Origin of the sequence: Limnomicrobium aquaticum (assembly GCF_040545545.1) — a bacterium.
GTDB lineage: Bacteria > Pseudomonadota > Alphaproteobacteria > Rhizobiales > Rhizobiaceae > Ensifer_A > Ensifer_A aquaticum.
Map to the genome: position 1 here is coordinate 15,239 of NZ_JBEPMB010000004.1, position 20,670 is coordinate 35,908.

At 60.2% G+C, this 20,670-nt stretch carries 18 protein-coding genes; 1 reads left to right on the forward strand and 17 read right to left on the reverse strand.

The genetic code is table 11. The annotated features are described in order from the left end of the window. Positions 1-14 precede the first annotated feature (14 nt). The 15 genes from ABID16_RS13625 to ABID16_RS13695 all read right to left on the reverse strand — a co-directional run bounded on the left by ABID16_RS13625 (position 15) and on the right by ABID16_RS13695 (position 15,947). Positions 15-1,268, reverse strand: a complete 1,254-nt coding sequence (locus ABID16_RS13625; protein WP_354556904.1) for an O-antigen ligase family protein — start codon at positions 1,266-1,268, stop codon at positions 15-17. Next, positions 1,261-2,466 carry a lipopolysaccharide biosynthesis protein gene (locus ABID16_RS13630; RefSeq protein WP_354556905.1) on the reverse strand — a complete coding sequence of 402 codons (1,206 nt, stop codon included), beginning with the start codon at positions 2,464-2,466 and terminating at the stop codon, positions 1,261-1,263. The genes ABID16_RS13625 and ABID16_RS13630 overlap by 8 nt, the downstream gene beginning before the upstream one ends. After that, positions 2,463-3,659, reverse strand: coding sequence for a glycosyltransferase family 4 protein (locus ABID16_RS13635; RefSeq protein ID WP_354556906.1), 1,197 nt, complete (start codon positions 3,657-3,659; stop codon positions 2,463-2,465). The genes ABID16_RS13630 and ABID16_RS13635 overlap by 4 nt, the downstream gene beginning before the upstream one ends. Further along, positions 3,656-4,762, reverse strand: a complete 1,107-nt coding sequence (locus ABID16_RS13640) for a DUF1972 domain-containing protein (protein WP_354556907.1) — start codon at positions 4,760-4,762, stop codon at positions 3,656-3,658. Before ABID16_RS13640 ends, ABID16_RS13635 begins: the two co-directional genes overlap by 4 nt. 293 nt (positions 4,763-5,055) lie before the next feature. Next, on the reverse strand, positions 5,056-5,928 hold the full coding sequence (gene rfbA, locus ABID16_RS13645) for a glucose-1-phosphate thymidylyltransferase RfbA (RefSeq protein ID WP_354556908.1): 873 nt from the start codon (positions 5,926-5,928) through the stop codon (positions 5,056-5,058). Between the two features lie 74 nt (positions 5,929-6,002). Then, positions 6,003-6,908, reverse strand: a complete 906-nt coding sequence (rfbD, locus tag ABID16_RS13650; protein ID WP_354556909.1) for a dTDP-4-dehydrorhamnose reductase — start codon at positions 6,906-6,908, stop codon at positions 6,003-6,005. Beyond that, positions 6,905-7,966: a dTDP-glucose 4,6-dehydratase gene (gene rfbB / locus ABID16_RS13655; RefSeq protein ID WP_354556910.1), complete on the reverse strand. Its 1,062-nt coding sequence runs from the start codon at positions 7,964-7,966 to the stop codon at positions 6,905-6,907. The genes rfbD and rfbB overlap by 4 nt, the downstream gene beginning before the upstream one ends. A 14-nt stretch (positions 7,967-7,980) precedes the next feature. Beyond that, positions 7,981-8,544 carry a dTDP-4-dehydrorhamnose 3,5-epimerase gene (rfbC, locus tag ABID16_RS13660; protein ID WP_354556911.1) on the reverse strand — a complete coding sequence of 188 codons (564 nt, stop codon included), beginning with the start codon at positions 8,542-8,544 and terminating at the stop codon, positions 7,981-7,983. Positions 8,545-8,593: 49 nt separating this feature from the next. After that, positions 8,594-10,735, reverse strand: coding sequence for a GumC family protein (locus ABID16_RS13665; RefSeq protein WP_354556912.1), 2,142 nt, complete (start codon positions 10,733-10,735; stop codon positions 8,594-8,596). 53 nt (positions 10,736-10,788) lie between these two features. Then, entirely contained in the window at positions 10,789-11,559 is a 771-nt protein-coding gene (locus ABID16_RS13670) for a metallophosphoesterase family protein (RefSeq protein WP_354556913.1), read from the reverse strand. Further along, positions 11,556-12,935, reverse strand: coding sequence for an O-antigen ligase family protein (locus ABID16_RS13675; protein ID WP_354556915.1), 1,380 nt, complete (start codon positions 12,933-12,935; stop codon positions 11,556-11,558). Before ABID16_RS13675 ends, ABID16_RS13670 begins: the two co-directional genes overlap by 4 nt. Positions 12,936-13,010: 75 nt before the next feature. Then, positions 13,011-13,679 carry a hypothetical protein gene (locus ABID16_RS13680; protein WP_354556916.1) on the reverse strand — a complete coding sequence of 223 codons (669 nt, stop codon included), beginning with the start codon at positions 13,677-13,679 and terminating at the stop codon, positions 13,011-13,013. A gap of 143 nt (positions 13,680-13,822) precedes the next feature. Further along, positions 13,823-14,410, reverse strand: a complete 588-nt coding sequence (locus ABID16_RS13685) for a transglutaminase-like cysteine peptidase (protein ID WP_354556917.1) — start codon at positions 14,408-14,410, stop codon at positions 13,823-13,825. Between the two features lie 210 nt (positions 14,411-14,620). Then, on the reverse strand, positions 14,621-15,250 hold the full coding sequence (locus ABID16_RS13690) for a sugar transferase (protein ID WP_494337802.1): 630 nt from the start codon (positions 15,248-15,250) through the stop codon (positions 14,621-14,623). 319 nt (positions 15,251-15,569) lie between these two features. Then, positions 15,570-15,947 (reverse strand): hypothetical protein, encoded by a 378-nt coding sequence (locus ABID16_RS13695; protein WP_354556919.1) that lies wholly within the window; start codon positions 15,945-15,947, stop codon positions 15,570-15,572. A gap of 307 nt (positions 15,948-16,254) precedes the next feature. Between ABID16_RS13695 and ABID16_RS13700 the strand changes: the two genes are divergently transcribed. Further along, positions 16,255-18,597 carry a heavy metal translocating P-type ATPase gene (locus tag ABID16_RS13700; protein ID WP_354556920.1) on the forward strand — a complete coding sequence of 781 codons (2,343 nt, stop codon included), beginning with the start codon at positions 16,255-16,257 and terminating at the stop codon, positions 18,595-18,597. A gap of 11 nt (positions 18,598-18,608) precedes the next feature. Here the strand turns inward: ABID16_RS13700 and ABID16_RS13705 are convergent, their stop codons facing one another. Together ABID16_RS13705 and ABID16_RS13710 are read right to left on the reverse strand one after the other, a co-directional pair. Continuing rightward, positions 18,609-19,976, reverse strand: coding sequence for a sensor histidine kinase (locus ABID16_RS13705; RefSeq protein WP_354556921.1), 1,368 nt, complete (start codon positions 19,974-19,976; stop codon positions 18,609-18,611). Next, on the reverse strand, positions 19,963-20,646 hold the full coding sequence (locus tag ABID16_RS13710) for a winged helix-turn-helix domain-containing protein (protein ID WP_354556922.1): 684 nt from the start codon (positions 20,644-20,646) through the stop codon (positions 19,963-19,965). Before ABID16_RS13710 ends, ABID16_RS13705 begins: the two co-directional genes overlap by 14 nt. Positions 20,647-20,670 lie beyond the last annotated feature (24 nt).

Consider the following 20,670-nt stretch of genomic DNA (forward strand, 5'->3'; position numbering starts at 1 on the left):
ATAAATTATTCTCGCTATCTAAAACCTTCAGCCGCCAGCGGGGCTGTGACATCACCATTTTCAACCTGTTTGCGCTGAGCAAGGCAGCACAACATCACGGCACCGATCGCAATCATTGTCGGTAGCCGGTCGGCAAGGCCAGCGCTGCTTTCGATCGTGCCGTAGAGCAGATATGCGCCGCCGACGACCAGCAGCCGCAAGCCTGCGGTCTCGCCCGCCACGTAGCTCCTGCAGCCGTGATAGAGAAGCTCAACGACCCAGATGCCGAAAATCACGCAGCCAGCCACGCCAAGTCCCAGCAGGATGTCGAGATAGCTGTTATGGGTCGACGTCATCGTCTCGTAGTATCCCAGGCGTAGCGGCCCTACGATGCTCTCATATTTCATGACCACGCCATAGCCGAGCCCCTGGAGGGGGATCTTGTCGGTGATCGCATACATGTATTCCCACATGTAGGTGCGCCCGGTCAGCGTCGCCTTTCGGTCCAGAAGTTGCAGCACGACCGCAAAGATTGTCGAGCCGGCGAGATAGGCCGGAATGGTGCCGATCCCTGCCAGCAGCAGAATCTGCGACCGGCTAGCGGCCGATTTCGGTAGGGTCAGGACATAATAGGCGCCGAGCGAAAAGACGAAAATAAACAGGCTGGCGCTCGATTTGCTGACGACGACAGCGATCAGCACGAGCAAAAGTAGAATGCCTTTTTGTTTGCCCGAGATAGTCTTCGACGGCATCAGCCAGGCGGCCAGCATCACACAGAATTCGGCAAACACGTTCTTGTGCGTAAAGAGCCCTCGGACGCTACCGTCGAGGCCCGCGCTGCGCATGACGGCAAGGGACGGCTCGAGGAGTGCGAGCGCCAGACTGAGGACGATGGTCCAGAGCAGCAGACGATAAAGCCATGTATCGAGCCGGACGTCGATATCTGGGAGATCCGCCAGGGAGACGAAGAGCAGCATGAACAGTGCGAAGCGCACAACATGCTGCAGCGATTCCTGCCAGAACGGGTTGTCGAGGCTCGAAATCACGAGCCAGCCGAGAACGAGCCAGAGTGAAGTGGGCAGGTTACGAATGTTACTGAGGCGGAAGTGCAAAAGAATGTAGCCGCCAGCGAAGAGGACGGCGACGACCCGAAGCAGGAACCCGCCATATTTCGGAATATCGATGGCCATGCCTTCCTCGATCGGCCAGATCCACAGACCGGCAACGTCGATGAAGAAGAGCGTGAAGGCCAGTGCCGCGAACGCGGTTCCCGATCTGCTCTTAAGCATGACTCGGCTCCCTCTTGTTGAGCAGCATCATCGCCATCAGCGTGAAGACAATATAGTTCAGTGCCAGCACGACCGGGCCGAAATGCATCAACCCGGCAGCCGTGATCCCGGCCAGGCTCAGTGCATTGATGGCGAGCTCGACGAGCGTGAGGCCGGTACGGCGATGGTCGAGATCAAGCGCGCTCAAATAATTCAGCGAGACGAAGTAGACAACGAAGGGTGCGATGAGCCAGCAGAAAAGCCGCACGAAGCCGATGGCATCGTGAAAGCGATCGCCGAAGATCAGTTCGATCAGCGGTGCGCCGGCGAAGATCGCAACGGCGACGGCCAGTGACACGACGCCGGCGACGACCTGCGCTGTTCTCAGTGAGCGCCGGGTGTCTTCCTGAGTTTCGTTGCCATAGGCGAGTTTTTGAGCGTGTTTCTGAATCGCGAAGAGCATGGCGCTGACGATCTGGAAAATGCGGGAGCCGAGCACGTAATTGCCCAGCACTGCCGGCGTGAAGGCAATGCCGGCAAAGATGCGGTCCACCGAGGTTGCTGCGAAGCGGAATACGTTGGTGGCGCAAAAGGACAGGCCTTCCGCGAAGGAGGCCCGATCCTCCCGATGGAGACGTCCAGAGAGCCTCATATGCCTGTAATTCAGCAGGATGGCATAGGACAGGGTGAAGGCGGCGTAGACAAATGAAAGGTCGAGAAGGTTGCGCCAGCCGGGAACGATCAGGATGACCAGAGCGGGAAGTGCCTTCGTCAGCGCTGCGCCCAGTCGAACCATGTCGGCCGCGCGCATGGCCGACGTTGCGGTGCTGCGATGTTCGGCAATCGTGATCAGGCGCTGTCCGATGGTTTCGGAGACGCAGAGGACGGCAACGAAGGTTATGAATGCCTTACCGACCAGGACGGTCGAGATCGCCAGCGCGAAGGGATAAAGAAGTACGCCCGTTACCAGCGACGTGGTGTAGAGCAGGGCGAGGGTTCGCTCGTAGCGACGATCGTTACGTAAGCCCTGACGAACGAGGACGTCACCGAGGCCCAGCCCGATGATTTCCGCGAAAATTGTCGTGATGATGATCACGAGGCTGAAGCGCCCGAAATCCTCCGGTCCGAGCAGCCGCGCCAGGGTGAGCACCGTCGCGGCACTGATGGCCAGATTGGCCAATGCGGAGAGGACGGTGATGGCGACGCCGGAACGTGTCATGAGCGTGACTCAACTCCGCCGGAAGCCATCGCCGGAGCCTTGTTCCTCGGGCGGTCCTTTGCGAGTGCGGTTTCAACGACCTTTGCCAATTGGCGCTGATAGCGTTCCAGCGAAAAGCGGGCTTCGAAACGCGCGCGGCCTCTGGTGCCCATTTCCGTCGTTGACTGCCGATCTTCCGCTGCCCGGCGGATGGTGGATGCCAGCGCCTCCGCGTCATTGGGCTTAAAGACCAGTCCTGTTTCGCCATCGACGATGATTTCCATGAGCCCGCCGTGGCTTGCGCCGATAACGGCGCGGCGATGCATCATCGCCTCGACCGCGACCAGCCCGAAAGGTTCCGGCTTGCGGGAGGGCACGACGATGAAATCCGACCATTCGAACGCTTCCGACGGGTCTTCGACGAAGCCTTCCATTCGGATCGAGCAGGTGAGTCCGAGAGCTTCGATCTGGCTTTTCAGCTGTCTTTCGGCCGGCCCGTTTTCGAAGGCTGAGCCGAGAAGGCGCAGTTCTGTGCGCTCGGCAATGTCGGCGGGCAGGCGGGCAAGCGCCTCGACCAGCAGGTCCTGTCCCTTCCAGTCGTTTATGCGCCCGATCATCAGGATACGCACGCGATCTCCATCGCGAATGTCACGCGACGACGAGCGGGCCGTGTCGGGAACGCCGTTGAGGATCAACGCGTTGGGTTGCCTGCCTAGCGGCTCGAAGGCAAGTTTCGTCGCTTCCGAGTTAAAGATGAGCGTTGCTCCGGAAAGCCGGGCAATTGTGCGGATCACCTTGCGCGCAAACCCGGTCGGGATTTCATGGATATGGAGAAGGCTCGGACGCCGTGTCAGCCGGGCTGCGATTGCGTAATCGAAGACAACGGATGTGTTGATATAGGTGACACATGCGGCGTTCATCATCCGCCACGCACGGAAGAGATAGGCGGGGAAAGCCAGGGCCAGAAGAAGATTGCCGAGCAGCCCATTGGCCTTTCGGGCAATCCAGAGACGGGAGAGTTCGACCTCGAAGCCGAGCCGCTGCAACTCCTGAAGCAGCAACCCGTCGCGGGGCAGGATCACCTTGATTTGCGCTGTCGGAAAGCTTTGACGGAACGCCTGCAGCGAACTGATGAACGTCCGGTCCGAGCCATAAAGCTCGTAGCCCTGATGTACGGCCAGAATGCGCCGGGGCGTCTGCGTCTTCGCCGTCATAGAAGACGCTCCAGCACGTTTTCGTATTCGGCATGAACCTTGTCGAACGTGAAGTTCTCGGAATGCTGCAGGCGCGCCGCACGCCGGGCCTTCAGAAGATCCAGTTCGCCGGTCTCGATCCTGTCGAAAATGGCGGACAGGTCGCCAATCGTGCGGAAGTAATGCTGACCGGGGCCTGCGACCCAACGGTTGAAGGCGTTGTCTTGTGCAATCACCGCGTTGCCGGCCCCCAGAGCTTCGACGAGCGAAGGGTTCGTTCCCCCGACCGTATGGCCATGGATATAGGCCGCGCAATGGTATCGCAATGCTTCGACAGCCGGCGTCTCGTAAATTGCTCCTGGAAAAATGACCTGGTCGGAGGCGGCGGCGAGAACCTTGCGGTGATAGGGATTGGTGTCTGCGAGCTTGCCGAGAACCAAGAGCTTCATGTGTCGGCGCTTCGAAGAGAAAGCCTCCACCACCTCAAGGATCGAGTTTTCCGGCTCGATCCGCGCGATCGACACGGCGTAGCCCTGCGGCTTCACGCCCAGAGCCTCGACATAGTCTTCGGATGCCTTAACAATGGGGCTCGAGCCGTAAGGGATCACGTCACATTTGTATTGCAGGTGACGGCGCTGGTGGCGCGCGATTTCGGGATGGTCGGCGATGGTCGCGTGGCCGACATGGGCGCCGACGAACTCGTTCAGATAGAACCAGCACCGTGCCGGCAGGCTCCATTTGCCGCGGCGCCACTCGATCCCATCCATGTTGATGGCGACCTTGCGCCCCTTGAACCGCTGCCAAAGCGAGAAGACGCTGGTGTTGTAGCCGAGAACGAGATCAATGCCCGGCCTCTTCACAACATCCCGAATGCAGCGCCAGTCGAATTTCATCGTGGAGACCGGGCCGTCGCCGCTGACGGCAACATGAACCCTGCGCACACCCATCCATTCGTCTTCATAAAGATCGGGCGGGCAGTCGGTGCTGTTGGCGTCGTGCTGACAATAGACCGTGACCTGCCAGCCGCGCTGCCGCAGGTAGAGCGAGAAATTCTGGGCGAAGGTTTCAAAGCCGCCATGTTGCGCGGGCAGACCGCGGATACCTAGAATATTAAGAGATTTCATTGTTTGACCCACCAATAAAACAACAAGCAACAAACGACTGTGCCGAAGCATGTCGCGTTCAGATCTGAAAGCTTTGGTCTAACGAGAAGAAGTTCGCCTAATACCGAATTTCTGCACGTTCAATTTTTTTATGCTTTTTAATGAAATCTATGACTTACCAATGAGGCCCAGGGGCGGAAGAGTTTTTGTTTTGTCGCTCTTTCCATCTTTGCTCAACAATTATGAGAGCAGCCTGCTGGACGCAAGTTTATGCTGAACGCTTGGTTAATGTCTACAGGGCAGCTCTCTTCCTTTCACGCGTATTCCAGGCAGCGTTCCACGAGATAGCGGCCGTAGGCGCTCTTTCCGTAGGCTTTTGCAAGCCTTTCCAGTTGCGGGGCGTCGATGAAGCCGAGACGGAAGGCGATCTCTTCGGGGCAGGAAACCTTGAAGCCCTGACGCCGCTCCAGCGTTGCCACGAATTCGGCCGCTTCGAGCAGGCTGTCGGGTGTGCCGGTGTCGAGCCAGGCGAAACCGCGTCCCATTTGCTGGACGGTGAGTTTGCCGCGTTCGAGGTAGACGCGGTTGACATCGGTGATCTCAAGCTCGCCGCGGGCGGAGGGCTTCAGATTTGCAGCAATGTCGATCACGTCGGCATCGTAGAAATAGAGGCCCGTGACGGCCCAGTTCGACTTAGGCTTTACCGGCTTTTCTTCGATGGAGAGGGCGCGAAAATCGCGGTCGAATTCGACGACGCCATAGCGTTCCGGCTCGCTGACATGATAGGCGAAAATCGTCGCCCCGTCCTCCTGAGCCTTGGCGCGATCGAAGAGCTCTCCAATGCCGTGCCCATAAAAGATGTTGTCACCGAGCACGAGACAGGAGCGTTCGCCGGCGATGAAGTCGGCGCCGATGATGTAAGCCTGGGCAAGTCCGTCAGGCGAGGGCTGTTCGGCATAGGACAGCGAAAGCCCCCAGCGCGACCCGTCGCCCAGCAGGGCCTGGAAGTTCGGGAGATCCTTGGGCGTCGAGATGATCAGGATGTCCCGGATCCCGGCCAGCATCAGGGTCGAAAGCGGATAGTAGATCATCGGCTTGTCGTAGACCGGCATCAGCTGTTTCGACGTGACCGATGTCATGGGATGGAGGCGTGTTCCGCTGCCGCCCGCGAGAATGATCCCCTTCATGATAACCTCTTATGTCCAATTGAAAATTGAAAGATCTTTTATGTATTCAATGTCTTGTTTGACGTTGTTTTGCCTCAGCCGTGCCGCCCGGCCAAGATTTCCCTGACAATCGCCGCCGTCGATCCGTGCCAGTCGGGCAACACGACGCCATGGCTCAGCCGCAGCTTGCTGCAGTCGAGCCGGGAGTTGGCGGGGCGTGAGGCGGGCGTCGGATAGTCGCTGGACGAGATCGAGACGACCTCGGAGGAAGGCCCACCTTCGGCGGCTGAAGCCGCAAAGATTGCCCGGGCAAAATCCGCCCAGGAGGCTTCGCCTGTGGCCGTCATATGGAAAACGCCGCGCATGCGTTCATCGCGGCTCTCCAGCAGGTTATCCGCCACTTTCAGGACCGCATCTGCGATGTCGAGGGCTGAGGTCGGGTTGCCGAACTGGTCGGCGACGACGCGCAATTCCGGCCGCTCGCCGGCAAGCCGCAGCATGGTCTTGAGGAAATTCTTTCCATAAGGGCTGTAGACCCAGGCGGTCCGCAAGACGGCGACGTTAGGGGAGGCGGAGAGAACCCGCTGCTCGCCTTCCAGTTTCGACCGGCCATAGACATTGGTCGGCCCGGTTTCGTCTGTCTCGACATAGGGCGTCGTTTTGGCGCCGGAAAACACATAATCGGTAGACAGATGCACGAGCGGAATGCCGCGGCGGGCCGCGGCCTGTGCGAGTGCGGCGGGTCCGTCTGCATTGATGGCGAAGGCCAGCGCCTCTTCCGATTGGGCCTGATCCACCGCCGTGTAGGCGGCGGCCGAGATGATCAGTTCCGGCGCAACCTGTTCTACGGTTGCGGCGATGGAGCCCGTATCGGCCAGATCAAGCTCCGGGCGGCCGACGGCTATGATCTCGATATCGTTGCGCGATGCTGCTCGTGCCGCAAGCGATTGCGCCACCTGTCCCTGCGTTCCGGTGACGAGATAGCGGCGCCGAGGGATCATCGCCCACCTCCGCCGGCAGGCAGGCCGAGACGGCGACCGTCGTAGTCCCGACGCAGCGGCTCCCACCACCAGGCATTGTCGAGATACCAGCGGACAGTTTTCTCAATGCCGGTGTCGAAGGTTTCGATCGCCCGCCACCCGAGCTCCGTTTCCAGCTTTGTGGCGTCGATGGCATAGCGGGCATCATGGCCCGGACGATCGGTGACGAAGGTAATCAGTGCCTCATGCGGCTCGCGGCGCGGGGCCATGGTGTCGAGCAGCGCGCAGATGGTGCGCACAACATCGATGTTGCGACGCTCGTTCCGCCCACCGACATTGTAGGTTTCGCCGATGCGGCCACGCTCGGCGATCAGGTCGAGCGCGCGGGCGTGGTCTTCCACGAAAAGCCAGTCGCGGATGTTGTCTCCCTTGCCATAGACCGGCAGAGGCTTGCCTTCCAGGGCATTGAGGATCGTGAGCGGGATCAGTTTTTCGGGAAAGTGATAGGGTCCATAATTGTTCGAGCAGTTGGAAACGATGACCGGGAAGCCATAGGTGCGGGCCCAGGCTTTCGCCAGAAAATCGGAGCCCGCCTTGCTGGCGGAATAGGGTGAGCTCGGATCATAGGCCGTGGTTTCGGCGAAGAGGCCCTCGGCGCCGAGCGAGCCATAAACCTCGTCGGTCGAGACATGCAGAAAGCGGAATGCGTCCTTCTCTCTGTCGGCCAGGCCCTGCCAGTAGCGCCGCGCAGCTTCCAGCATCGTGTAGGTGCCTATGACATTGGTCTCGATAAATTGCCGGGAACCGGTGATCGAGCGATCGACATGGCTTTCGGCCGCCAGATGCATGACGCGGTCAGGTCTGAAGCTCTCGAAGGCGGCTTCCATCGCCAGCGCATCGCAGATGTCGGCGCGACGGAAACTGTAAAGCGGATTGTCGGCCACTGTCTGCAGGGAGGTCAGTGTCCCCGCATAGGTGAGCTTGTCGATGTTCAGGACCTCATAGCCCTTTTCAAGCACGAGATGTCGAACGAGGGCAGATCCGATGAAACCTGCACCGCCGGTGACGAGAACACGCATGGTAGCCGCCTTTCTCACGAACCGAAGCGAAAGGCGGTTGGCAGCTCGGCAAGCCGGGGCTGCACCTTGTCCTTGTCGGACAGGATGGCGAGGTCAGGCGCGACGGGCCAGTCGATGCCGAGGGCAGGGTCGCTCCAGAGAAGACCCCGGTCGTGGGCCGGACTGTAATAGTCGGTCAGCTTATAGCTGATCACCGTGTTTGGCATGAGGGTGCAGAAACCATGCGCGAATCCCGGCGGCACCCAGAGCTGTTCGCCATGTTCGGCCGTCAAGCGTCTGGCCGCATGCTGCCCGAAAGTTGGCGAGCCCGTGCGAATATCGACCGCGACATCGAGCAGCGCGCCTTGCGTGCAGGAAACGAGCTTGCCCTGCGCGCGTGGGGGAAGCTGAAAGTGAAGGCCTCTCACCGTCCCGGTCTCGACCGACATCGAGCAGTTTTCCTGGACGAATGTGAAGTCGCCGACCTGGCTGCTGAAGGTCTCCTGCCGGAAAACCTCCATGAAGAAGCCGCGGCTGTCGCCGATCTTCTTTGGCGTGATGAAATAGACGTCCGGAATATCGAGTTCTTCAAAAATCATGGGAAATATCCGTATTCAATATGTTTCTGGATGTGTCAGATGCTCCTTCTCAGCTCTCGTAATATCCGGAATAGCGATAATAGCGGCTGCCCTTGGCGACTTCGCGCTGGCTCATCACGCCAAGCATCGTCGTTCCCGGTGCACAATTTTCCTGCAGCGCCTTCATGCAGCGCTTGGCCACCGTCTGGGCCGTCGTGCTCCAGCGAACGACGAAGGTGACGAAATCGGCATGGCGGGCGATGTAGAGGCCATCGACAACCGGATCGATCGGCGGCGTGTCGATGACGATGAAGTCGAATTGCTGCCGGGCTTCCGCAATCAGCGCCGCAAAGCGGTCGCCCATGACGAGTTCATCGGTCGCATGGTTGCTGAGGCGTCCGCCCAGCGCGAGCTTCAGATTGCCGCTTGGATCGGAGGTGATCAGGCTTGAAAGGCCTTCGCCGGTTTGACCCTGCAGGTAGCTCGCCAGCTGCTGGCTCTGGTTCAGGCCGACGAGCTTGTGGACGCTCGGCTTTCTGAGGTCGGCGTCGATCAAGAGCGTGCGGCGGCCGGAATGGGCGAGCGTTCGGGCCAGCGAGAGGGAGACTGTCGACTTGCCCTCGTTCGGAACCGAAGAGGTGACCAGCACGACGAGGCCGCCGGGTTGACCGTTCATCGCGAAGTCGCCGTTGCGGTTCCGGTCGATATTCATCCGCTCGATCTTGACGCGGATACGCCGGAACGCTTCGGCGAAGGCGGACATGGGCGTCGAGATGATGAGATCTGGAATGCCGTTGCGCGCGTTGGCCGGTGTTGCCTGCTTTTCGATCACGGCGGCAACCGGAACTCTCAGCACGCTTTCAATCTGTTCGTCCTCGACGAAGCCGCCGATGAAATTCTCCCGCATGAAGGCGACGCCCAGTCCGACAAGCAGCGAGGCGCCGAGCGCGATGCCGAGCGAGCGGCCGACCTTGGGGAAGGAGGGCGTCGTGGGCAGCAGCGCAACGCTGACGATGCGGCTGTCCGGAACCTGAAGCTGGGCCTGCGTGTCCAGCTCCTTCATGCGCGACAGCAGGCTTTGATATTGCTCGCGCGCGATTTCGGATTCCTTCTGGATCGCATAGACTTCCGCCAGGACTTCAGGTGGCAGGTTGCTGCTCATGATGGCGGTGCGCAGACGCTCCCGAAGAGCGTCGGTGGTGTTTCCGCCTGTGGCCACGTCCTTCTGGAACGCCACGACTGCGGCAGCCGCGTTGTCCTGCAGCTTCTTGTCGAGTGCGGCCAGATCCTTCTGGATATTGCCCTGCGGCTTGCCGCCGAGGACGGGGATCGACATCGAGGCCGCGAGATTGGCGCGCTGCACCTGCAGCGCCTTCAGGGCGTCGCTCTTCAGCGTATCGGCGAGTGCGGAATAGTTGCCTTCCGTCAGCTGCTTCTGTGCTGCCGCCAGCGCGTTGTTACGGTCTACGTTGCGGCGCAGCGTTGCGTCCATTTCCTCGCGCAGCCGTTTGATTTCGTCCGACCCTGAAAGCTCCTGTAGCTTTGCCAGGTTCTTCTCCATATATTCGTCGAGCTTGCGCTCCCCGCGTACAACGGCGTCGTTGGCCTGGCCGAGCTGCGCCTGAATGATGTTGCGCGATGCCAGCGTGCCGGAAACCTTCGACTGGAGTTGCTGGTTGATGTAGGTCTGGGCAAGCGCGTTGGCGAGCGCGACCGCCTTCTGCGGATCGCGGGACGTGAAGGAAACGGAAATGACATAGGTCATGCCTTCGCGTTCCACGTCGACCGCTTTTTCAACCCGCTTGACCACCTTGGCGACCAGTTCGTCGCTGTCCGTGGCAGCAGGGCTCTCGAGGTTGAACACCGTGAGCACCTTGTCGAGCCATCCAAGCGTCACCCCGAATTCTGGATCGCTCATCAGGTTCTGATCCTTGATCAGCTGCGCGATGGCGTTTCCCGTATTGAGGATCGCGACTTCGCTGTCGACGCGAGCGTTGGTCTCAATCCCCGAGTAATCCGGCCGGTCCGTGGGGTTGAGAAGGTTCTTCGAGCTGGGGTCGACCAGGAGTTTGGCCGTTGCAGTGTATTTCGGAACCAGGGTGAACAGCACCACTGAAACCGCGACCATCACGACGAGCGCGACGGCGGCAATGATCAAATACTGACGGCGAATGATTCCGATCAGATTTCGAATCTCGTGACTCTGTTCCACTATAATACCTCACGCAAACTATAAACTATGCTCTTGTCCGCAACGCTGAATTATCAATATTTTATGACGTCCACTGAATTGACGCCGATTTTTACTGCAGCAAGATGACCATTTAAATACGCACCCACATCGACGTTGATGCGGTTGTCGTTGATTTCCACGTCCCTGACAGGCGTATGCCCGTGCACGACCCTGAAGCCGAGCTTGACGCCATTCCATTGAAACTCTGCCGGGCGCGACCAGAGTAGCGTCTCGGTTGACTGCATCTCAAGGCCCAGTGCCGGGTCGATCATGGCGTGCACGAAGCAATAGTCGGGCACGACGATCATCTCCGGCAGGGCACGAAGGAAATCGCGGTGTTCTTCCGGCAGGTATTCCTGCAGCATCCGCGCGATGCTCCGGCTATCGCGGTGGCGCGGATAAAGCCCGTAGGAGGCCAGCGTTTCGGTCGCGCCGATCGACAGCCATTGGTCCTGCCGTCCGTCACTGTCGAGGAAGTCCTGAAGCGCCACTTCGTGATTGCCGGCAATGCAGAACCTGCGGAAGCCGGGAGGTGGCGGCGAGGTCAGGTGATCGAGCACGGCAGCGGATGCGGGGCCGCGGTCTATGTAGTCGCCAAGGCAGATCAGCCACTTTTCCCCGTCGATGGATGCTGCGTCCGCGATGATGCGTTCCTCAATGGCTTTCAGGCCGTCATAGCATCCGTGGATGTCGCCGATCGCGTAGATGGCCTGCGGCCGCTGTTCGAAGAACAATCTCTCCCGCCGCCGCGCGGGGGCGGGCGGTTTGCTGCGGCCAAGCACGCTCGACATGAAGGCCATCATCTGGGCAACCCTTCTGATCGCTGGCCCGAGCCAAGCGCGCGGGCGAGCCCACAGGCAACAATGGCGATGAAAAAGAGGGTGTAGCCCTCGATCTCGAGGCTGAAATCGACCACGGCGTGGAGGGCCGAAAGCGCGATCACGGCCGCGGCGGCGGCAATGATCGCGTCGCGCTTTGCGTTGGCGACCAGAGCCGCAAAAGCAAGGCCGACGAGAAGGATCGGCAGACTGCCGAAGACCAGTCCGTATTCGCTCCACAGCGCCAGATAGCTATTGTGAGCCTTGTCCCAGATGTAGTCCGTGTTGACGGGCGGCTGGTGGACAAGCGGAAAGGCGGTTGCGAAACTGCCGCCACCAAACCCCGTGAACGGACGCGCCAGGATCATATTCCAGGTCTGGGCATAAAGCGCGGTTCGATCCACAATTGAGTGCTCGGCCAGCAGGACGCGGTCGAGCAGTTGCGTACTAAAGACAAGCAAGGCGATCAGCAGCACGCCGAGCACCACAAGGACCGCCCCGCGGGGCACGTTTGCCGGAATTTCATCATCGCCTGCGGTCGGCATGGGGCCGGATTTGGAGGGCCGCCATCCGACGAGGCCCGCGAAGACGGCGATGCCGGTGACGGCGACAATCAGGCCCATGCGGGAATTGGTGGAAGCGATATCCACGACGAGGACGATCAGGGCGGTCGCGACGATTGCCAGCGATACGGGCGTAGCGCCGCCCCGTGAGCCCGCGCCCTGGGAGCGGGGCTGAACCGTCTTGAGGAGTTGGGAAGCGCCAAGGACGATACCTGCTGCGAGCATGGTCGCAAAGGTGTTGCGATTGATGAAAGCGCCGGTCATGGATCCCTCATAGGTCCATTTCTGACCCAGCAGGGCTGCATCGTTCAGCATGAAGAAGAGCACGAAGCCGAGCACGCCATGCGCGACGGCGATCCAGAAGAGCACGGTCATGAAGCGGCTCGCGCGCTTCCTGTTGGCGCAAACCTGGAGGCTGAGAAAAGCGACGACCCCGAATGTCAGCCAGCGGAGCAGGGCGAGCACGGTTTCCCGCGGCGCTATGCTGAGTGTGCAGCAGGAAGCTGAAGGGCCGTCGATGTCGCCGGAATGAAACATGAGCGCCGATAAAATCTGGATGAACTGAAAGCCGATAAATAACAGGTAGACGACACCATAGAGGCCCACCCTTTTCAATGAGAAAGCCAAATCTTGGTTTATATAGAAGATTAACGCGAGATAGGTCACGAGCATGAGGCACATGGCCGTGAAGGCACCGATCCAGACAAGCGGACGGTTGCCGCCGAGGAAGAGCGGCACGATGGCGATAAAGACCGTCAGGCACCACATTGTCGCGTCGTTCAACTTCTCTCTGGTCATGGGATGCTCATTTTTGCCGTTCATCAATGCGGCGGAATTCAATCAATTCTTATTGTGCAATGCCCGAAATTCGGCTCAGCCTGCACCCAGGCCCCGTTTCAGTTCGTAGACGAAACGATCCTGGGCGTCGGCGGGCAGTCCAGAGGCGATCTTGCTCATGCGCTCGCGGAATTCCGGATCGGCTCGATAAAGCCGGCTGATTGCTGCGATGCCCGTCTGGCTGGTCGCCATGATGGCGAGGTCGGCGTCGTTTCCGGTCCTGGCGTCGGCGTCGAGACTGGCGAAGTTTTCTTCGGCAATCAGGTTGCGGTTCAGGGCGATCCATCCCTCATATTTGCCAAGCTCACGAGATTTCCGCAGTTCACTGTTCATCGCCGCGAAATCGCCAAGTAAGGCGCTTGTCTGGGCTCTGACGCACCAGGCGAAGGAGGAGAGGGGGACGCGCTCGATAGCTGCGTCTGCGATGGACCTGCAATGGCCGGCAAAGCGTAGATTGTCTTCCGCCGTGTTGGCCAGTCTGCGCACGCCGGTCATGCCCGCGAGACAGGCCGACAGCAATCTCTGATCTGCATAGGCGGAATAGCCCAGGCTGACCGAGCCGTCGAATATACCGTCCTGCAGGACTGCGTTTTCCGCGCCCCCGTAGGTCAACACGGCGGACTCGGTTCGAAACAATGCGGTGCCGGTCAGAAATCCGAGAGCGGCCAGTCCGATGGCGACAAAATGAAAAGGGGACTTCGACATTATGCTCTCTTGAAAATGATGTGCGGTCCCGGAAAACGCGGGATCGCATGATGGCTGCCTCGGTCCGGGAAGACTGGTGTCAGCCTGTTGTGATATGCCGTTTCTTGCATGGAAAGATCAAGCTGCCGCCGGGTGCGGTCAAGTTAGCCTTTCCAACGGTGTGGATCGTCAGAGGCGACGGTGAGGTAGCGATAGCCACTCTCCTGTCGCGACACGATCATGCTGCGCAGATTGTCGAGGACGAATTCGCCCGCGCTCGTCTTGACGACGAGAACGGCGTGGCCTTCGCCCTTTGGCGTGCGCACGACGGCCATCCGCAGCGCCGATGCGGGCAAACCTGCGCGGATCAGCTTGTGTCGCTTCGTGATCGCATAGTCGTCGCAATCGCCGAATGTGCTGGAGATTGTCCAGACATCCCGCCCCTTGTCGGCGCGAGGCTTGATCTGGCTGTTGACCTGATTGTTGATTTCGGCAAGCAGATGCCTGGTTCGCTCGTCATATGCGATGGATGTCAGGCGGGTGCGCCGGCAATCGGCCGGGTTCTGCAGGCAGAAAATCTGGAACTGCAGCGGCGGCGCATGGCCGAGCTTCGGCCCCGCCGGTTTCATATCGGCAGGTCTCGGCGCCATTGCGCGTGCGGCTGAGGCGGTTCCGAAGGCGTTTGCCTCCCCCACCAGAGAAAGCGTCACTGACGCAACTGCCGAAAACGCGATCAGAAAAGACTTCAACATGTCCGCCTCTTTTCCGGATGCTTGGGTTCACATCTCTTTTGCGAAGAAGGTTTCGCTTGAGAGCAAGTTAGCCGAAGGAGCTTGAGGACGGATTATTGAGATCGATAAAATCGTAACGATCGGATCGATTTGTGTCAAAAGGGCGCAGCACCTCCTGCCCCTTGCCTTCACGCAGCCAGATGTGAGGTGTCTTGTGTAGGTGGCCGGACTTCAGAAGCCCTTGCCACCACGCAGTTCGGTCCAAACCGTCAGCGCGAGAATCTGCATATCGAGCCAGATGGAGAATGAGCGGATATATTGCAGGTCGTAGGCAATGCGTGCGCGGGATACCGAGGGCGTATCGGTCGGGCCGCGGAAGCCGCGCACCTGCGCAAGACCGGTGATGCCGGGGCGCACAGTGTGGCGTGCGTGGTAGCCGGGTACAAGTTCTTCGTAAAGCTTGCCGGCTGCCTTCATGCCGATGGCATGGCAGCGCGGTCCAACGAGCGACATGTCGCCACGCAGGACATTATAGAGCTGCGGAAGCTCATCGATGCTCGTCTTCCGCAGAACCCTGCCGAGGGGCGTCACGCGCGGGTCGTCCTCGGTTGTCTGCGCGACCCCGGTCGCGTCGCAGCGATCCGTATACATCGAGCGGAACTTGTAGACCCTGATCTTTTGACCGTCTTTGCCCCAACGCTGTTGCGAAAAGAAGGCGGGCCCGCGGCTCGTGGCCTTGACCGCCAGAGCCACGCCGACCAGCAGCGGCGCCAGAACGATAAGCGCGCACAGCGAAACCACGACATCCATCACCCGTTTGGCGATGAAATGTATTTTCCTCCCGAGGTCGCCCTCGCGGATAACGACATCGCCTCGCGTTCTGTTCGGGGTGTTCCGCGTCTTGCGCCTGCGAGGCAATTCAGGACTGAAGACGTTTTCAAATCCGGTCTGGAAAGTCAAAGGTCGCTCCAGATGTTCATTTCAGAAAAATCAAAAAATATAAAATGATCGCTCGATAGATAGACTGAGGCCAAAAACGGCCGCCGTCTTGTGGAAAGGAAATCCACCTGACAACAAATATGGAAAAATTTGTGAGGGATGGACCCGGAAAACGGGTCCATCATATAGAGCCAATAAGTGCCGCCCGACGAAGCTGCGTCAAGCCAGCAGGCAGGCTAACTCAGTTGGCGCTGGCCTGCTGGCCGGCAACTGCAGCCGTGGTGGTCTGGGGTGCCCCGGTGCTGACGGTGTTTGCGATCTGCGCGATCTGCTGCTGCTGGCCGCTGTTCGAAGACTGCGAGCCTGCAAACGCGATGGCACCTGCGATTGCCTTGTCGTTCGAACCGTTTGCCACGCCAGCGAGTGCTGCGACGAGGTTAGCGATTGCGCGATCCTTCTGGGCGGGAGTGCCGCGGTAACGAGCAATCTCAGCCTGTACAAGCGCGACGCAATTGCCACCAGCCGAGCAGCCTGCAACAACCGAATTGGTGCTGGCCTGAACGGGAAGGGTCGAGAGCGCGAGACCGGCTACGGCCGCCGCTACGGAATATTTGAACATTATAATATACTCCAATGAAAACATGTATAATGAATTCTTAATAGGGAAGTCCGAAAAGAGTCAAGAGTATCTGTTCCTTGACAAGGCCGGAACCTGCATCGCTCCCGCCGCCGCAGCGTCGCGGGCAGCCCCTTTCAGGGTCGTCTTGCGCAAAAGACCTGTCCGAGCGCCGGAAGGATGATCGGTTGTCACATATGACGTTCCCGGTGATACAGAACGTTCGATGCCGAAAAATCTCCGAAATCATGTCTTGATCCTCCAGTCGCTAGAGGGTGTAGCCATGGGAAAAGAAGGCAAGGAGACCATCATGGCGACGACCTCGGGCAAAATGCGCTATCGTGTGGAAGGCATGGATTGCGCCGGCTGTGCAACAAAGATCGACACGGCGGTGCGAAAGCTGCCGGGCATCGTCGATGTATCCGTTTCCGCAACGGCCGGCACAATGATCGTCAACTACGACGGTGACGAAACACTCCCCGCGGTTGAAAAGACGGTTCGGAAACTTGGTTACGGTGTCCAGGCCAAGGATGCAATGGCGGTTAACGCAGCCATCACATCGAACGGCGGTGCAGACGACCATGCCGAGCCGAGCTGCGGTTGTGGCCACGATCATGCCCATGTGCACCCACATGCCTGCGGAAGTTCCGGTCACCCGCCCCACGATCATGCCGGGCACGATCATGGGCACGCCGGCCATTCCCATGCTGCTCACGATAGTGGCGTGCCCGAGGCGCTCGGGCTGCATGGCCATGACCATGGAGCGTCGTCGGATGGCCCCTGGTGGCGTTCCCGGAAGGCGGTTCTGACGATGGCAAGCGGTGGAGCTTTGGCGGTCGCCTATGTCGTTGGTCATGCCGTGCCGTCGATCGCCGCCTACGCGTTTGCTGCCGCCATGCTGATTGGTCTCGTGCCGATCGCCAGGCGTGCGCTTTCGGCGGCCCTTGCCGGCATTCCGTTCACGATTGAAACTCTCATGACCATCGCCGCCGTGGGTGCGGTCCTCATCCATGCGAGCGAGGAGGCCGCAGCGGTTGTCTTCCTCTTCCTGGTCGGCGAACTTCTTGAGGGCATTGCCGCCGGGCGCGCCCGTGCCAGCATCCAGTCGCTCACAACGCTGGTGCCCAAGACGGCGCTGCTCGAAGAGAACGGGCGCACGCGTGAGGTTCAGGCAGACACGCTTTCCGTCGGTTCGATCATTGTCGTCCGGCCGGGAGATCGCCTTGCCGCGGATGGGGTCATCCTGGAAGGTGCGAGCGCCATCAATGAGGCGCCGGTGTCCGGCGAAAGCGTTCCCGTGCGCAAGGAGAAGGACGCCGCCGTCTTTGCCGGAACGATCAACGGCGAGGCTGTGCTCAAGGTGCGGGTCACGGCAGCCGCGGCCGACAACACGATTGCGCGCGTGGTGAAGCTGGTTGAAGAGGCGCAGGAATCCAAGAGCCCGACAGAGCGCTTCATCGATCGGTTCTCGAAATATTACACGCCGGGTGTTCTGCTGGTCGGCGCCCTTGTTGCAGTGGTTCCGCCGCTTGCCGTTGGCGCGCCGTGGGCCGAATGGATCTATAAGGGCCTCGCGGTGCTGCTGATTGGTTGCCCCTGTGCACTGGTCATCTCGACCCCGGCTGCCATCGCTGCCTCCCTGTCCGCCGGAGCGCGGCGCGGCCTTCTGATGAAGGGCGGCGCGGTGCTGGAAGGACTTGGCAAGCTTTCGGCGGTGGCGCTCGACAAGACCGGCACGCTGACGGAAGGAAAGCCCAAGGTTACCGATATCGTTGCCTGGAACGCGGGGGAAGGTGAGGTTCTCGCTTTGGCGGCAGCGCTGGAAACAGGTTCAAGCCATCCACTCGCGCAAGCCATCCTGGCCAGAGCCGAAGCGGATCAGGTTGCCGTTCCTGCCGCCTCGCAGGCGCAGGCCATTGGGGGCAAGGGTGTGACCGCCACCGTGGATGGCCGCGAAGTCTTCCTCGGATCGCCGCGCGCCGCCGGGGAAAAGGTAGTTTTGCCCCAGGACCTGCAGCGGCGCATTCAGTCGCTGCATGAGGAGGGCAAGACCGTATCGGTTCTGCTCAGGGGATCTGAAATCTCCGGCCTCCTGGCCATGCGTGACGAGCCGCGCCCGGATGCCCGCCAGGGCCTGCAGGCGCTGAAAGCACTCGGCATCAAGACGGTTATGCTGACGGGCGACAATCGCCGAACGGCAGAAGCGATCGCTGCGCAACTCGGCATGGGCGATGTCCGCGCAGAGCTTCTCCCGCAAGACAAGCAGCGGATCGTCGGCGAATTGAAGGCTCAGGGGCTTGTTGTCGGCAAAGTGGGGGATGGCATCAACGACGCGCCCGCGCTTGCCGCCGCCGATATCGGGATTGCCATGGGCGGCGGCACGGATGTCGCTCTGGAAACGGCCGATGCGGCTGTCCTTCATGGCCGGGTGGCTGACATTGCAAGGATGGTCCAGCTTTCCAGAAACACCATGGCGAATATCGGCCAGAACATCACCATCGCGCTCGGCCTGAAGGCCGTGTTCCTTGTGACGACGGTGATCGGCATCACGGGGCTGTGGCCTGCCATTCTTGCCGACACGGGCGCGACAGTGCTGGTCACGATGAACGCCCTGCGTCTGCTGTCGCCGAAACTGGAGGGAGACGAGAGCTGAGCCCTTGCGCTTCAGCACACTCTGTAATGTAACTGGCTGAGCACGAAGCGGGCGCCGGGCCGGTTGTCTTCGATCTTCACGCTCAGCCCGTGGAGATCGGCAATCGCCTTGACCATGCTCAGGCCAAGGCCGTTACCCGGCGAATTCCGGCTCTTGTCGAGCCGATAGAGCCGCCGGAACACCTTTTCGCGTTCGCTCTCATCAATGCCGGGACCGTCATCCGCGACAATCGCCACATAACCCTCCTTGCGGCGCTCGAGCGAAACGACGATGCGGGTGCCGGCCGGGCAATGATTGATGGCGTTCTCCACGAGATTGACGGCGAGTTGGGTCAGCAACTCCTTGTCGCCCTCGATGGGGAAGGTTGCATCCGGCGGAGCCTCAAAGGAAACGGACTGCCCATTGTCTTCGGCAACGCCCGAGAAGATCTCGGCGACATTCTCCAGGACCTGTCTGAGGTCCAGCTGGATGAAGCGCGACCTGCGGGCGCCTGCTTCGATCTGCGAGATGCGCAGAAGCGCCTGGAATGTCGCGTTGATCCTGTCGCTTTCCGCCAGGGCTTCCTGCAGTTGCTCTCCCACGGCATGCCCGTTTTCCTCGCGGATTGCTGCCTCCTCGAGAATAACCTTCAACCGGTTGAGCGGTGTCTTCAGGTCATGGGCGATATCGACGCTCACCTGTTTCATGCCGGTCATCAGATCCGACAGACGATTCAGCGCTTCGTTGATCTGCCCGGCGATGACATCGATGTCGTCGCCCCGACCGGAGATCTCCACGCGCTTGGTAAACTGACCATCGGAAATGTCGTTCATCGTGCGGGCGATGTTCTGGATGCGCGCCTGCGCGCGAAGTCCCAGGAAGACGCCCACGATGATCGCCAGAAGCGAAGTTGCGAGCGCCATCCAGGCAAAGCTGGAGAAGACGATCTCCGCCAATGCTTCGGTCTGCTCCACGCTTTGGCCGATCAGCAGCGGCCTCCCATCGATCGTACCTGTCAGAACCCTGTAGCGATTACGCGTCGATAGTCCGAGCTCTTCACCCGTGACCGTCTGGAGACTGCTTCCGGTCTTGAATGTCGCGACATTTCCCGCCAGGCGCTGGCCCTCCGGCGTGCCGAGATAGAAGACGCTCGGATAGCCTTGTTCGAGATTGCTGTAGGTTTCCATGGCCTTCACGAGGTCTTCGACGCGGCCGGGAGAATAGGTCGATTGCATGACGGAATACGTTTCCGTCACGGAGGCGTCGAGCGTGGCATAGAGTTCCCGGCGCAGAATTTCGTATGTCACCGCGTAGACCAGGAAAGACGACGTCATGAACAGGAACGCATAGGCGACCGCCAGCCGGAACGGGGTGCTGCGCCAGAAATTAGCTGGGTACATGGAGGCTGTATCCGGTGTTGCGCACGGTGTGCAGGAGCTGCAACTCGAAGGGTTTGTCGATTTTCGTCCGCAGCCGGCTGATATGGGTCTCGACCACGCTTGTCTGCGGGTCGAAATGGATGTCCCAGACCTTTTCGAGCAGCATGGTGCGCGTCAGCACTCGGCCTTCGGCGCGCATCAGGGTTTCCAGCAGAACGAATTCGCGTGGCTGGAGATCGATATGCTGTCCCGCGCGCTGCACCTTGCGGCGCACGAGGTCCAGTTCGAGGTCGGCAACCTTGAGAACGGTTCGTTGCTCCTGCACAGGCGGGCGACGGGCCAGCGCGTTCAGGCGGGCCAGCAGTTCGGAAAAGGCGAAGGGTTTGACCAGATAGTCGTCCGCCCCGGCCTCCAGTCCCTCGACCCGGTCATCGACGCCGCCCATGGCGGTCAGGAAGAGAACCGGAGTCTTGATCTGCGCGGCGCGCGCGGCCCGGACCAGCGAAAGTCCGTCGAGACCCGGTAGCATGCGATCGACGATCAGAACATCGTAGTGATCGCGGTCCTGGGTCGCCTGGAAAAGCCCGTCCCGGCCGTCGCGAAACGTGTCGCAGACGTGTCCTGCTTCGGTCAGCCCCTTGGCGACGAAGGCGGACATTTTCTCATCGTCTTCGATGACCAGTATGCGCATGTTCTTCTGTCCCGACTTTCGTGA